Source organism: Bradyrhizobium sp. 930_D9_N1_4, assembly GCF_052076015.1.
GTDB lineage: Bacteria > Pseudomonadota > Alphaproteobacteria > Rhizobiales > Xanthobacteraceae > Bradyrhizobium.
Map to the genome: position 1 here is coordinate 4,888,316 of NZ_CP197236.1, position 13,391 is coordinate 4,901,706.

At 65.3% G+C, this 13,391-nt stretch carries 12 protein-coding genes; 4 read left to right on the forward strand and 8 right to left on the reverse strand.

What is annotated here, in order from left to right:
* Nucleotides 1-11 precede the first annotated feature (11 nt).
* From AB7532_RS23285 to AB7532_RS23310, 6 genes are all read right to left on the reverse strand, one after another.
* Nucleotides 12-671 carry an ATP-binding cassette domain-containing protein gene (locus tag AB7532_RS23285; RefSeq protein ID WP_441237034.1) on the reverse strand — a complete coding sequence of 220 codons (660 nt, stop codon included), beginning with the start codon at nucleotides 669-671 and terminating at the stop codon, nucleotides 12-14.
* Nucleotides 672-1,373: an ABC transporter ATP-binding protein gene (locus AB7532_RS23290; protein ID WP_441237035.1), complete on the reverse strand. Its 702-nt coding sequence runs from the start codon at nucleotides 1,371-1,373 to the stop codon at nucleotides 672-674. It lies immediately after the preceding gene.
* Nucleotides 1,370-2,113 (reverse strand): ABC transporter ATP-binding protein, encoded by a 744-nt coding sequence (locus AB7532_RS23295; RefSeq protein WP_441237036.1) that lies wholly within the window; start codon nucleotides 2,111-2,113, stop codon nucleotides 1,370-1,372. The genes AB7532_RS23290 and AB7532_RS23295 overlap by 4 nt, the downstream gene beginning before the upstream one ends.
* Nucleotides 2,110-3,153: a branched-chain amino acid ABC transporter permease gene (locus AB7532_RS23300; RefSeq protein WP_441237037.1), complete on the reverse strand. Its 1,044-nt coding sequence runs from the start codon at nucleotides 3,151-3,153 to the stop codon at nucleotides 2,110-2,112. Before AB7532_RS23300 ends, AB7532_RS23295 begins: the two co-directional genes overlap by 4 nt.
* Nucleotides 3,154-3,156: 3 nt before the next feature.
* Entirely contained in the window at nucleotides 3,157-4,077 is a 921-nt protein-coding gene (locus AB7532_RS23305) for a branched-chain amino acid ABC transporter permease (RefSeq protein WP_441237038.1), read from the reverse strand.
* Between the two features lie 100 nt (nucleotides 4,078-4,177).
* Complete coding sequence (locus AB7532_RS23310) at nucleotides 4,178-5,470, reverse strand: ABC transporter substrate-binding protein (protein WP_441237039.1); 1,293 nt, start codon at nucleotides 5,468-5,470, stop codon at nucleotides 4,178-4,180.
* Nucleotides 5,471-5,606: 136 nt separating this feature from the next.
* Between AB7532_RS23310 and AB7532_RS23315 the strand changes: the two genes are divergently transcribed.
* Nucleotides 5,607-6,440 (forward strand): MurR/RpiR family transcriptional regulator, encoded by an 834-nt coding sequence (locus tag AB7532_RS23315; protein ID WP_441237040.1) that lies wholly within the window; start codon nucleotides 5,607-5,609, stop codon nucleotides 6,438-6,440.
* 22 nt (nucleotides 6,441-6,462) lie between these two features.
* Nucleotides 6,463-7,284 (forward strand): SDR family NAD(P)-dependent oxidoreductase, encoded by an 822-nt coding sequence (locus AB7532_RS23320; protein WP_441237041.1) that lies wholly within the window; start codon nucleotides 6,463-6,465, stop codon nucleotides 7,282-7,284.
* 63 nt (nucleotides 7,285-7,347) lie between these two features.
* Here the strand turns inward: AB7532_RS23320 and AB7532_RS23325 are convergent, their stop codons facing one another.
* Nucleotides 7,348-8,421, reverse strand: coding sequence for a DUF2778 domain-containing protein (locus AB7532_RS23325; RefSeq protein WP_441237042.1), 1,074 nt, complete (start codon nucleotides 8,419-8,421; stop codon nucleotides 7,348-7,350).
* A 775-nt stretch (nucleotides 8,422-9,196) separates the two neighbouring features.
* Here AB7532_RS23325 and AB7532_RS23330 point away from each other — a divergent pair.
* Nucleotides 9,197-9,721, forward strand: a complete 525-nt coding sequence (locus tag AB7532_RS23330) for a FecR domain-containing protein (RefSeq protein ID WP_441237043.1) — start codon at nucleotides 9,197-9,199, stop codon at nucleotides 9,719-9,721.
* 92 nt (nucleotides 9,722-9,813) lie between these two features.
* A complete protein-coding gene (locus AB7532_RS23335) occupies nucleotides 9,814-11,700 on the forward strand; it encodes a CHASE2 domain-containing protein (RefSeq protein WP_441237044.1) in 1,887 nt (628 codons plus the stop codon).
* A 181-nt stretch (nucleotides 11,701-11,881) separates the two neighbouring features.
* On the opposite strand, the gene AB7532_RS23340 is transcribed toward AB7532_RS23335, so the two are convergent.
* Nucleotides 11,882-13,384, reverse strand: a complete 1,503-nt coding sequence (locus AB7532_RS23340; protein ID WP_441237045.1) for a glycosyltransferase family 39 protein — start codon at nucleotides 13,382-13,384, stop codon at nucleotides 11,882-11,884.
* Nucleotides 13,385-13,391 lie beyond the last annotated feature (7 nt).

Sequence of the window (13,391 nt, forward strand, 5' to 3'; positions counted from 1 at the left end):
GGAGTCTCCTTCTAGGTCGAGCTGTGAGCAGCGCCGTGACGAATCGCGTCCGCCGCCTTTGTCATGTCCGGCCCGAGATACGCGCGGCAGCGCGGATCGGCGACGAGCGAGCCGAAATCCGCCATGGGCGTCACGCCGCCACCGGCCACGAACAGGAAGCGTCCTGCGATCTCGGAGAGGATGTCGAGATGCCAGCTCGCTGTCGGATGCATGCAGAGGATGACCAGCTTGCCCTCGTCGCGCAGCTTGCGGAAGAAATCGAGCATGAAGCCGATATAGCCGTCCTGCAGGTTGAATTGCGGCTCGTCGAACAGATGAACCAGCGGCGCCTTCGTTGGCGACGGCGCCAGCAACGCAGACGGCACGCGCTTGCGGAAGCGCCTGACCTGGTAGGACTGGTGATAGTGGATCGCGAGCCGGTCGCGCTCGCGATATTTGACAGCGTGGATATCCGTGCCCGCGACCAGCACCCGCCCCGAGGTCGGCGCGTTCGAGCCGGTCATCATTTCGAACAGTGTGGTCTTGCCGGCGCCGTTCGGCCCGACGACGCCGACGATGCCGGGTTCGTCCAGCGACAGATTTGCCTGAAGCGTGAAGGTCGGACGGCGGACGATGCGGCCCCGCGTATAGACCTTGCGGATATCATCGAGAACGAGCAGCGGTGCGGCCACTTAGTGTACTCCCAGCAGGCGCTGACGAAGGGCGCGGTCATCGCGCAAGGCGGCGGCCTCCCCGGTCCAGACGATCCGGCCGCGATCGATCACCGCGGCACGGTCCGCGACCGACAGCGCGATCTCGGCATTCTGCTCTACGACCAACGAGGCGATGCCTTCGTCCTTCATCCGCAAAATTGTGGCGAGCACGTCGCCGACGATCTTTGGCGCCAGACCCTGGCTCGGCTCGTCGAACAGGACCAGCCCCGGCGATCCCACCAGCGCGCGCGCAATCGCGACCATCTGCATCTCGCCGCCCGACAGGTTTTCGCAGTCGCGCTCCATGAGGTATTCGAGCGGCGAAAAGATTGCGCTCGCCTCCTTGACGCTCCAGTGGCGAAAGCGCGTGCGCTTCTGCGCGATCGAGAGATTGCGCGCCACCGACAAGGTCGGACACAGCCGCCGGTCGTCGGGCACCCAGCCGATGCCGGCGCGTGCGATCTCGTGGGTCGGCTCGCGCGTCACGTCGTGACCGTCGAACCGGACAGCGCCGCGGCGCGGCCGCGTCAGTCCGAGGATCGAGCGCAGCATGGTGGTCTTGCCGGCGCCGTTGGGCCCGAGCAGGGCAAACACTTTTGCGCTCTCGATGGCGAGCGAGGCGCCAAACAGCGCCTGGGTCTCGCCGTAGAAGGTATCGACCGCGTCAACTTCGAGGATCATGCGAACTTCCCGAGATTGGAGCGGCGCACCCATTCGTTCTGCTGCAACTCTTGCGGCGTGCCGCGCGCCACCACCTGGCCCCAATGGATCACCGAGATGCGGTCGGCGAGCGAGAACAGGAATTCCATGTCGTGCTCGATGGCGACGATGGTCAGCCGACCCTTCAGGCGCGCGACCAGCGTGGCGAGCCGCTGCACGCCGTCGGAGCCGAGGCCGGAGGTCGGCTCGTCCAGGCAAAGCACGCGCGGCGCCTGCGCCAGCGCCACCGCAATCTCCAGCGCGCGGCGGTCGCCATAGGAGAGGTCCTTGGCGCGGATATCGCCCTTGTCGGCGAGGCCGACCGCGGCAAGCGCTTCGGAGGCCTGCTCGGCAAACCTGCGGTCCGCGGCTGCGGCGCGCGCGATATCGAGGCCGCGGGCGCGAAATTCGGGCAAGCCCATCATGACGTTGTCGCGTGCCGAAAACTCGTCGAACAGCGTCATGATCTGAAACGAGCGGGCAATGCCCTTGTTCGCGATGCGATGCGGGCTGAGGCCCGTGACGTCTTCGCCACCAAGACGGATCTTGCCGCGGCTTGGCTTGACCCGACCGGTAAGGACATTGAAGAACGTGGTCTTGCCCGCGCCGTTCGGGCCCATCACGCCGTGAAACTCGCCTTCGGCCACCGCGAGATCGACGCTTTCCAGCACGACGCGATCGCCGAAGCGGACGTGGACGCCTGCGGCCTCCAACATACTCATCGCCCGCCTCCGACCAGCAGCCGCATCGCGGATGTGCCGCGACGCCTCAGCGCGTTGAGGGAATGCTGCTGCACGGCGGCCGAGAGCGCGCCGGCAATGCCTTCAGGGCGGAACAGCACGATCGCAATGAACAGCAGACCGAAATAGAGCATCCAGGCATTGGTCAGCGCGCCGATCACGTCGCGGGCGGTGAGGAAGAGAAACACCCCGATCACCGGACCCCAGAAACTGACGAGCCCGCCGCCAACCAATGTCATCATCACGACGTAGCCGGATTGATGCAGGCTCATGACGTCGGGGAATGCGGCCAACTGCGCCATCGCGAATAATCCGCCGGCAAAGCCGGAGACAGCCGCCGACAGCGCAAACACCGATGCCTTGTAGAGCCACACGTTATAGCCGAGATGGGATGCGCGAACCTCGCTCTGCCTGATCGCAGCAACCACGCGGCCATAGGGCGAATGCACGAGCCGCCACAATGCGGCAGTGCCGACCGCGAACACCGCGAGCACGAAATAGTAGAACGCGACATTGTCGGTGAGATCGAACGACACCAGCCCGAAATCGGCTGGCAGCCGCTTGATCTTGAGCAGGCCGTCCTCGCCGCCGGTGATCCGGTGCGACTTGATCGCCAGCGTCCAGAAAATCTGGCCGAAGGCGATGGTCATGAAGGCATAGTAGATGCCGCGCCGGTGCGAGATGAACAGCGCCACCAGCACGCCGGCGAGCCCCGCGACCACGGCCGCGGCCGTGAGGCAAATCCAGAGATTGGCGACGATATCGAGCTGACAGAGCCCGAACGCGTAGGCGCCGATGCCGAAATAGGCGCCATGTCCGAACGACGGAAGTCCGGCCGTGCCCAGCACCAGATTGAACGCCAGCGCATAGAGCGACCAGATCAGGATTTCGATCCCGAGATAAGGATAGAGCCCGACCTTGGTGATCCAGAGCGGCACCGTTGCAAGCACGAGCCAGAGCACCAGCATCGTCGGCGTGACGAGGCGTGCGGCGTCGGATGAAGACTTTGATCCCACAATCATTCCCTAGGCCTCGAGCACGCTTTTTTTGCCCCACAGGCCGCGCGCGCGGAATGTCACGACGGCGACGAGCAGGATGTACATCGACAACAGCGACCATTCGGACGCGTAGGCGCCGGCAAGACCGACACACAGTCCGACCAGAAGACCAGCCACGACCGCGCCCCAGAAGCTGCCGACGCCGCCGAGCACGATCACCAGGAATGCCGGGATGACCGCATCGACGCCCATATGCGGACGAATGCCCCAGATCGGCGCAACGATGATGCCGGCGACCGCGGCCAGGATCGTGCCGAACACGAACACCAGCAGCCGCAACCGCGACAAATTGATGCCGAGCGCGCGGACGATCTCGCTGTCATGCGCACCGGCCTTGACCGTCGCGCCGAACGAGGTCTTCTCGATCAGCAGCCAGACCAGGCCGATGATTCCCGCCGCGATGCCCGCCGCGTAGAAGCGATAGGTCGACCAGATCAAATCGCCGAACAGGAAGCCGCCATTGATGGCGGACGGCACCTGCAAGACGTAGTCGCGGGTACCCCAGACCAGCCGGATCAGTTCCTCGATCACCATCGCCGCGCCGAAGGTCAGCAGCAGTCCGTACAGCGGATCCTTGCCGTAGGTGCGCCGCATGCAGAGCTCGATCAGCATGCCGACCAGACTCACGGTCACGGGCGCGATGACCAGCGTGGCCGCATAGCGCCAGCCGAGCGGCAGCGCGAGCCACATCGTGGCGAGATCGGCCGGCAATGGCGGGCGCGGTCCGGTCAGTTGCATGGCGACATAGGCCCCGAGCGCGAACAGGGAGCCGTGCGCGAGGTTGATCTGCTCCATCAGCCCGACAATGAGCATGAAGCCGAGCGCGATCAGTGCGAACAACAGGCCGAGCGTCAGGCCGTTCAGAAGATGCGGAAGAAGGTCGAACAAGGTTTTGGCTCTCGCAACTGGCATTGCTCGCCGGACGGATGGCCCGGCGCGCGGCGCACGAGATTGCGCGCCGCTCGGTCTGCGACGTGACGTACCGGCTCTAGGAGTCGACGGTCGGCACCTGCTCGTAAGGCGTGAGCTTGCACTTAGCCGGAGCGGCGTCATCGGCAGCCGATTTCGGCTCGGTCCAGCTGATGATCTCGAACAGGTCGGTATTGTCCGCCGGTTTGGCGTTGCGCCGCGCCAGATAGATCGTCTGCTGCATCTGATGCGTCGCTGGATCCATGTAGGCATCGAAATGCTGCATGCGGTCGGTCGCCGAGACCTTGAGGTTCTCGAGCTCCTTGATGATCTTGACGTTGTTGGTCGACCCTGCCCGCTCGATCGCACGCAGCAGTTCACGCGTCGACATGTAACCGTTGTAGGAGACGTTGCCCGGCACCGGGATCGGGCCGTCCTTGTTGGCGGCCTGCCACTTCTTGACGAAGTCGGCGACGCCGGGCAGTTGCAGCTTGTGATACCAGGTGGTGCCGAACACGCCGAACAGGCTGTCGGGCGCCCCCCAGACGTCGGGCCAGTCCTGCTGGTTGTTGATCCAGGCCGGCTTGCCGTCGAGCTTGAGCTGCGCCACCTGCTCGCGCAGCGCCTTGATGTCATCACCGCCGATCGCGGTCGCGACCACGTCGGGCTTGGCCTGCTGGATCTTCAGCAGGTAGGCGGTGAAGTCGCGCGTGTTCTGCGGCACCAGCAGATTGTCGACGATCTTGCCGCCGGCAGCCTCGACCTGCGCCTTGGTCGCAGCGGACGTGGTGTGACCCCAGACGTAATCGTTGGTCAGCAGCATCCAGTTCTTGCCGATGGAATCGACCGAGTTCTTGACCGACGCCTTGGAGAAATTGGTGCCGTTGCCGTCCCAGACGAATTTCACGCGCGAGCAGTTCTCTCCGGCTTCGCTCGGCGCGGAGGAATTGGTGTTCATGTAGATCACGCCGTATTTGCTGGCGACCTGCGTGATCGCGTTGGCGACGCCGGAATGCAGCGCGCCGATCAGGATGGTGCAGTCCTCGCGGGTGATGAAGCGCTCGGCGACGCGGCTGCCGGTGGCCGGCGTCGTCTCGGTGTCCGCGGTGATGAACGAGACCTGACGGCCGAGCACGCCGCCTTTGGCGTTGATCTCGTCGATCGCCATCTTGATGCCGCGGAAATCATCCTGGCCGCTGTTGCCATATTGGCCGCTGGCATCGCAGGTCAGGCCGAGCTTGATCGGCTTCGCGCCTTGCGCCCACGCGTGATTCTCTTTCCACGGCCCAAAGAAGCTGCCGGTGCCGCCGATGACGCTCGCCATCAAGCTGCCCTTCAGAACGCTTCGCCGTGAGATCTGACGCCCTCTCATCGTTTCCTCCCGTTTTCGAAGTCTTTTGCTTTTTTGTGCACTTAGAATATTCATTCCATTTGTTATGTAAAGTGGAATATTTGATCCAAACAGTGAAATGCCGTTAAACAGGCGACCGATCAGGAGACCCGAGACGATGAACAAGGCCCAGGGCGCGATGAGCTACGACGAGTTGCGCGGCGCCATTGCGCAGCGGCACCGGGCGCTGTCCGGCCGGCTGCAGCAGATCGCGGAGTTCGTGCTCGATCATCCGACCGATGTCGCGCTCGGCACCGTCGCGGAGGTGGCGCAGCGCTCGGGCGTGCCGCCATCGGCGATCGTCCGCTTTGCCCATGCGCTCGGCTTCGGCGGCTTCACCGAGATGCAGCAGGTATTCCGCTCCCGCCTCGTCGCCGGCGTCGCGCCGAGCTACAAGGCGCGGCTCGCCCGCATGAAGAGCGAGGAAAAATCCGTGCTCGGCCGCCAGCCGGCGGCGGTGCTGTCACGTTTCGTCTCGGAAGCGCAATCGTCGCTCGTCGCGCTGAGCCAGTCCGTGCATGCGCGCGAGCTGGACACGGCAACCGCGATCCTGGCGAAAGCCCGTGACATCTATCTGCTCGGCCTCGGCGGCTCGTTTCCGGTCGCGATCCACCTCGCCTACGTGCTGCGCAAACTCGGACGGCGCGTCGTCCTGCTCGACGGTCTGGGCGGCAGCATTCACGAACAGTCGCATGCCGCGACCACGGAGGATGCGCTGGTCGCGATCAGCTTCCGCAATTACTATCCGGATACGGCGCGGCTGTTTCCCGAGCTTGTCGCGCGCGGCGTGCCGACGATCTCCATCACCGACAGCCTGTTGAGCCCGATCGTCGAGGGCGCGCGCGTGGTTTTCGAGATCCAGGACATGCCCGAGCCGGCGTTGCGCACGCTGGTCGCCCCGATGTGCCTGGTGCAGGCGATGGCGATCAGCCTCGATCTCGCGGCCGACTGACATTTCACAACAGGAGAAGATCATGGCATCGCATGACGGAAAAGTATTGTCAGGACAGGTCGCGCTGGTGACAGGCGCGGGCCGCGGGCTCGGGCGCGCCTTTGCGGAGAAGCTGGCCGCGCTCGGCGCCGACGTCGCCATCCACGGCATGCGCGAGAACGGCCCGGCGGAATATGGCGAGGGCACCACCCTCACCGCCGTCGCCGCCGAGATCGGCCAGCAATTCGGCGTCCGCAGTCAGCGCGTGCTCGGCGATCTCACCAAGGGTGAGGACATCGCGCGCGTGATTGCGGAGACCGAAGCAGCCCTCGGCCCGATCGACATTCTCGTCCACAATGCCGGCGGCGATATCGCGGCTGCCGGCGGCAAGCCCGACCCGAACGATGCGGTGAACATCAAGGAGGCCGACGTCCGCGCGGTGCTGGAGCGCAATTTGCTCTCGACCATCCTGACCTGCCAGGCGGTCGCGAAGGGCATGATGGAACGAAAACGCGGCCGCATCGTCACGCTCGGCTCGGTCGCCGCCTTCAAGGGGCGCACCCAGGGCTCGATCTATGCGGTGTCGAAGGCAGGCGTCACCCATTACACGCGGTGCCTTGCCGACCAGCTTCGTTCCTACGACATCGCCGTCAACTGCATCGCGCCCGGCGATACCCGCACCGGCCGCTTCCTCGGCACGCGCGCGGTGGACGCGAACCGGATGGTCGAAACCGGCACACTCGACCGCATCGCGACCGTCGACGAAGTCGCGCGCGTCGTCGAGTTCTTCGCCGGTCCCATGGGCGCGTTCGTCTCCGGCCAGGTGCTTCGTATCGACGGTGGCGGGCAGTGCTGGCCGGGCTGACGCACAAAAGAAAAGGGCCGCTGAGAGCGGCCCTTTTGCACGATTTGAATGAGCCAGCTGAGCTTATTCGACCCGCGCCAGCACCGCGAGCTTGCGGATGCCCTTGTTGCGGTAGGCGTCGAGGAATGCGTAGTAATCCTTGAACGACACGCAGCCGTTGGAGTCGCCGTTCGGCCCGAGCATGAAGGTGTGCGCGAGCAAACCGTCGCGGCCGTAGATCGCACTCTCTCCGCCGATCGGGGTCAGGCGCAGCGCCGGCACGCCGTGGAACAGCGCCTCGCGCGGCTTCAGCGTGTAGATGTGCGGCGGCGTCACGCCGCGCATGCGGGTGCGCGAGGAACGCGGATCGTCGAGATTGGGGCCGAGGCCGGAATGCGCCTCGAGCTTGGTGCCGTCGGGCAGGTAAACCGTCTTGGCGGTGATGTCATAAACTGCGGTGTCGCGCTCATAGGGGTACGAACCACCGAGCATGGGGTTCTGCTCCTTCGGCGCGATACTCGCGGTGATGCTGGCGTCGGCCGATGCATAGGCCAAAAGCCCGCCGGACGGCTCGCGCTTGCCCCAGAGCTTCTCGACCATCGACTGACGTGGGCCGGTGATCGACATCACCGCGGCCTTGGCGCGATCGGCGATGGATTTCGGCTTCGCCTCAGGCGCCGGGACGATTTCGGCGGAATCGGCCGAGGCCAGTTGCACCGGCGCGTCAGCGCGCTTGCCCTTGACGGCGTCGGTGATCTTTTCAGTGACCTTGGCCGCGGTCGGCTTCAGCACTTCCGCGACCTTGGCGATCACGGTGGGCTTCGGAGCCTCGGCAACCCTGGTTGCGGGCGCAGCACTCGCAGCGTTCGACGCAACGCCCTGCGTCGCAGCCGCGGCGAAGCGCTCGTTGAACATCTCGCGCGAGATCGGGGCTGCGACCTGGAGCCGGTCGGGCAGCAGCGCGAAAGTCTCCCTGATGGCGTCGCCGGCCTCGCGCAGCGCGACCTTGGGGGCGCGCTTGATCACGGGCTCGTCGTAGCCAATGCTGCCGACGGTCGGAAAAGCGCTCGCGCCGAAGACGTTGCTGTAGATGGTCCAGCCGGCGCCCATCACGGCGCAGCCGATGGCGGCGGCGCCAAGCCAATTGGTCGTGGTCATTTTCCGGGAAGGTTTCCGCGAATTCTGCTTCGAGAAATTTTTGGACTTCCGTGCCGCGTTACTCTGCGCAGCGATACTCATACTCATTCGCCTAGCGTCCAGGACGGTGTCACTCAGTCCCCCTTCGAAGTGCCGCTGGTCACGATCCGGGAACAGCATCTCGCAGAAGGTCGGAGCGTCATTAGGGCGACTTTTAGTTAAATGCGGATTAAGTTCGGGCAGATGTGAGGCACCGCGTTAACGCTGTCCCATTTCGAGAAAAAAGCCCGCAGAACTACGGACTTAGGCAAAACTGTTAACCACGATTCTCGGCCGGTTCAGCACGGTTGGCGGGCGTCTCCGGCCGCACCTCTAAACCCACCAACCGAGTCCTTTTCGTGTCTTCAATACCCCGGACGATAACGGTGAAGCGTTGCGCGGGGCTGGTGCGCGATGGGTGTCCCTCGCCGCCAATGGGGAAGCCCACGCGCGGCCATCCTTCGGGACGCCCGCCTGCGGCGGGCCCTCAGGATGAGGTCTCGTTTTGCGGCCAAATATCAGACCCTCATGGTGAGGAGCCCGCCAAAGCGGGCGTCTCGAACCATGCAGGCCGGGCTCGTCCGGCAGCCTCTCGGCGTCATAGGGCGCCTTGACTGAAAGTTGATCGCGACGGTCTGGAAAAGGCCGCTCCGAGAAAATAGCTGCGAGAGCGGCACTTTTCAGCAGCCTCTGCGGGTGATACGGTACCGTATCGACATCGCCTTGAACTGTGCCGAGCACGCAAACGGAGGCTGGCATGAGAGGGTTCGCGCGCGCAGGGCTTTTCGCCCTGGCGGGGTTATTTCCGTTGATTGGATCTGCAATCGCACAGCCCGCCGCCAATGCGGGCTGCACGGCATCGCCGTCGGCCGCCGGCACGCAAGTCTGGCGCTGCGACAACGGCATCACGATCGTCGCCGAAAGCGGCGCCCGATTTGAACTAAAGGACGCCAACCGCGACGGACATATAGACTCCGTGGAGTTGAGCAGCAAAGCGCTGCTGGTCGAGGTGCCCAAGAAGCCCGGCGGCAATCCCTTCAAGGTGCTGACGCCGCAAGCGATCGCCGCCGTGCGCGGCACCAAATGGGCCGTCGATGTCGCTGAAGCCAAGACTTCGGTGTTCGTCGCGAATGGCCGTGTCGGCGTGACCCGCAGGGCGCGTGGACGTGGTGTCGTGCTTGGCCCCGGCGAAGGCGTCGATGTCGAGGCAACCGGTCCGCTGACCGTCAAGACATGGGGCCAGCCGCGCGTCGACGCGCTGATGGCAAGACTGGGTCAATAGCGACTGGGTCAATAAGACTTGGTCAATAGACCCTGGTCGATACGGCCTGCCCGGTCAGGCCCTGACAACACAGAAGATTGCAGTACGACGGTATGAAGAGACGCGTTCAGATCCTGGTGGCCCTCGCCCTCACCGCGCTGTGGGGCGCGGGTATCTATGCCGGCCACGCCAACGGTCATCTGCGCTTCCTCGATCGGCTCGAGGCGACGCTGACGGACTGGCGAACGCAGGTCCGCGGCGTGCAGGCGCCGCCCGATCTCGTCACCATCGTCGCGATCGACGACACCGTCGTGAAGCGTGGCGGCAGCTATCCGCTGCCGCGCGCCGATCTCGCCCGTGTCGTCGACACCATCGTGCAGTTCAAGCCGAAGGTCGTCGCCATCGATCTGCTGCTGCTCGACCGCAGCGCTGCGATCGGCGACGCCACGCTCGCCAACACGCTTGCCACCGGCCCGATGGTCCTCGCCGCCGCGGCAATCTTTCCCAGCGCCAGCGAGACCGTCGAGCCCAGCAGCCAGGGTCCCCTCGCCGTCCTGCCGCAGGCCGAGCGCTTCCTGCTGCCGCTGCCGGCGTTCGCCGATCACGCCGAGGTCGGCGTGGTGAACGTCGCGACGGGACAATCGGGCTCGCCGCTGTCGGTGCCGATGCTGTTCCGCACCCGCGACAAGGTCGAGCTGTCGTTTCCCTTGCGTGTCGCGACGCGTGCGCTGGACAAGCCGCTGACGATCGCACCGGATCATCTCATGCTCGGCGACCGCATGGTGCCGACCGACACCGATTTCGCGCTGCCGATCACTTATTACGGTCCGCGCCGGACCATCCGCACCGTCAGCGCGCAGAGCATCTTCGACGGCACGCTCAATCGCGCCGCGATCGAGAACCGCATTGTCGTGATCGGCGCCTCGGTCGCCGGCGGCGGCGACTTCTATCCGACACCGTTCGATTCCCTGATGCCCGGCGTCGAGGTGGTCTCGACCGCGATCACCCATCTCGTCGCCGGCGACGGCATCATGCGCGACCGCAAGGTCCATATCGCCGACGCGCTCACCGCGATCCTGCTGCCGCTGCTGCTGGTCGGCCTGCTCGCCTGGCGACGCAGCGCGCTCGGCATCATGGCGGCGGCCGTGGTGATGATCGCCTGGGCCGGGCTCAACCTGTTCGCATTCACGCACGGCGTCTGGCTGAATGCCGCAACCACGCTCGCCGCCGCCGTGCCACCGGTCGTGGTCTTTGCCGGCGTGCAATTGTGGGCGGGAGGCCGCCGCACGCAATATCTCGCCGCCAAGAGCCGGTCGCTCGCGCAATTCCAGGCACCCGCCGTGCAGGAGTGGCTGGCGCGCGATCCCGATTTCCTGTCGAAGCCGGTCCGGCAGGACGGTGCCGCCGTCTTCATCGACCTCTCCGGCTTCACGGCGCTCACCGAAAAGATCGATCCGGACGAGCTCCAGGACATCCTCAAGGCGTTCCATGTGCTGATCGACAAGACCGCGGTCGATTGCGGCGGCATGATCACCAGCTTTCTCGGCGATGGCGCCATGATCCTGTTCGGCCTGCCACGCGCGATGCCCGATGACGCAGCGCGCGCGCTGAAATGTGCGATCGAGCTGCACCGCGGTGCCGAGCGCTGGATCGCGTCACTGCCGCCGGCGATCAGCGGCCGGCTTAGTTTCAAGATTGGGGCGCATTGCGGCCCGATCGTTGCCTCCCGTCTCGGCGAGAGCCACCAGCACATCACGGCGAACGGCGACACCGTCAACGTCGCGAGCCGGCTGATGGAGGTCGCGGCCCAGAACAATGCGCGGCTCGCGCTGACCGATACGCTGCTCGATGCGGCTGACTTTCAGGGCGCTTCCGACGGCATCCTGACAGGCCCCCTGCTGACGCAGGTTCGGGGCCGTTCGGGCGTGGTGACCGTCTGGTTCTGGCGGGATCATGGCGGGCCGGATCAAGCCGCGACCAAGGCCGAGATGATCGACTGACGCCCCTGCTGCGCGGCTCATTGTCAGCTGTCGTCCCCGCGAAAGCGGGGACCCATAACCACAGGGAGACGTTTGGCGAAGGCTGCCAGTACGCAGCTTGTTACCGCGGTACGAACACTTGCGCCCATCGATACATCACGCGGTGTGGGTCCCTGCGTTCGCAGGGACGACAGCGAAACCGTTACCGCGCTTCCGGCGGCGGCGAGCGGTCCAGCACGTCGCCCTTGGCGCCTTCCAGCAGATCGATGCCGTAGGTCTCGACGACCAGCGGGCCGCGCTTGCGCTGCAATTGGGCCACGCGCGTCACCTGCGTGAACAGATCGTTGAGGGCGGGATGGCCGTCCGGGCGCAGCTCATCGATAAAGATCAGCTTGCCGGCGAGCAGCTTGGGATCAGGCTCGGGCATGTTGACCCAGCGGATGCGCTGGTTCTGCTGCACCACGCACGTGCCGGGCGGCAGATAAAAGGCGAGCCAGCCGGTGGTGCCGTAATCCGGCGCGAGAACACAGGTCGCACCGTTGCGGGCACGCACGGCTTCGATCTCGGTGGCGAGCTCGCGCCAGCCGACGCCGACGCTGCGCACGGTGGCATCGCGGCGATAGCCCGACAGCCAGCCGGTATTGGCCTGCACGATCAGCGCGGCAAACATCACGATGCCGGTTGGCGCGGCCCAGCGCAGGCAGAAATCGACCAGGCGGCGCGCGCGCGGCTTCCACTGCGCGAGATTTGCCGCCGCAGCCGCGGCCACGACGAAGGGCGGGTACACCGGCGCGAACCAGTTGGCCTCGACGCGGGCATGCAGCGAATGCCAGACGAAATAGGCAACGATGGTCCAGAACAACGTCTCGATCAGCACGCGCGAAGCCAGCGCACCAGCCCGGCGCCAGGTCAGCGCATGCAGGCCCATCGCGCCGAGGATGAAAACCAAGGGGGTCGCGAACGCGATCTGGGTCGGGATCAACTCGGCGATGAAGACCGGGCGGAAATCCTCGATCTTGGCGCGGCCGAGTTGTTTGGCGAACGACACCCATTGATGATCGGCATTCCAGAGGATCACCGGCGAGAACAGCGCGAGCGCAACGAGGCCGCCGAGATAGGGCCAGGGCGAGAGGAACCAGCGACGCAGCTTCGGCACGACAGCGAGCCAGATCAGGATCGCGGCGCCAAAGAACATCGCGGTGTATTTTGACAGCAGCGCGGCGCCGACAGCAGCACCGACCGCGAGCCACCAGACGCCGCGGCCGGTTTCAAGCACCTTGGCGAGGAAGAACAGCACGAAGCTGGAGGCAACCAGCAGCGGCGCATCCGGCGTCACGATCAGCGTGCCGACGGAGGCCATCATGGTGACGTTGAGCAGGATGGCGCTGGTCGCCGCCACCCGCGCGCCGCCGAACAGGATCGCGGCCGAGCGATAGATCGCGTAGCTCATCGGCAGTGCGAGCAGGATCGAGACCAGGCGGACGCCGAGCTCGGTATCGCCGGCAATCATGGTGCCGGCGCGGATGACATAGGCGACCATCGGCGGATGGTCGTAATAACCACCCGCGAGATTCTTCGACCACATCCAGTAATAGGCTTCGTCGAAGGTGATCGGCGTGAAGGCGGCCGCGACGAGACGCAAGCCGACCAGCGCGAGGATCACCAGCGCGGTATTACGGACGATCCGCGCGTCAGCCCCGCCCATCCCGCGG

Excerpts from the sequence above, each read along its gene's own strand:
- AB7532_RS23290 (WP_441237035.1), bottom strand. The coding sequence starts at position 1,373 with ATGATCCTCGAAGTTGACGCGGTCGATACCTTCTACGGCGAGACCCAG.
- AB7532_RS23295 (WP_441237036.1), bottom strand. The coding sequence starts at position 2,113 with ATGAGTATGTTGGAGGCCGCAGGCGTCCACGTCCGCTTCGGCGATCGC.
- AB7532_RS23300 (WP_441237037.1), bottom strand. The coding sequence starts at position 3,153 with ATGATTGTGGGATCAAAGTCTTCATCCGACGCCGCACGCCTCGTCACG.
- AB7532_RS23310 (WP_441237039.1), bottom strand. The coding sequence starts at position 5,470 with ATGAGAGGGCGTCAGATCTCACGGCGAAGCGTTCTGAAGGGCAGCTTG.
- AB7532_RS23315 (WP_441237040.1), top strand. The coding sequence starts at position 5,607 with ATGAACAAGGCCCAGGGCGCGATGAGCTACGACGAGTTGCGCGGCGCC.
- AB7532_RS23320 (WP_441237041.1), top strand. The coding sequence starts at position 6,463 with ATGGCATCGCATGACGGAAAAGTATTGTCAGGACAGGTCGCGCTGGTG.
- AB7532_RS23325 (WP_441237042.1), bottom strand. The coding sequence starts at position 8,421 with ATGACCACGACCAATTGGCTTGGCGCCGCCGCCATCGGCTGCGCCGTG.
- AB7532_RS23330 (WP_441237043.1), top strand. The coding sequence starts at position 9,197 with ATGAGAGGGTTCGCGCGCGCAGGGCTTTTCGCCCTGGCGGGGTTATTT.
- AB7532_RS23335 (WP_441237044.1), top strand. The coding sequence starts at position 9,814 with ATGAAGAGACGCGTTCAGATCCTGGTGGCCCTCGCCCTCACCGCGCTG.
- AB7532_RS23340 (WP_441237045.1), bottom strand. The coding sequence starts at position 13,384 with ATGGGCGGGGCTGACGCGCGGATCGTCCGTAATACCGCGCTGGTGATC.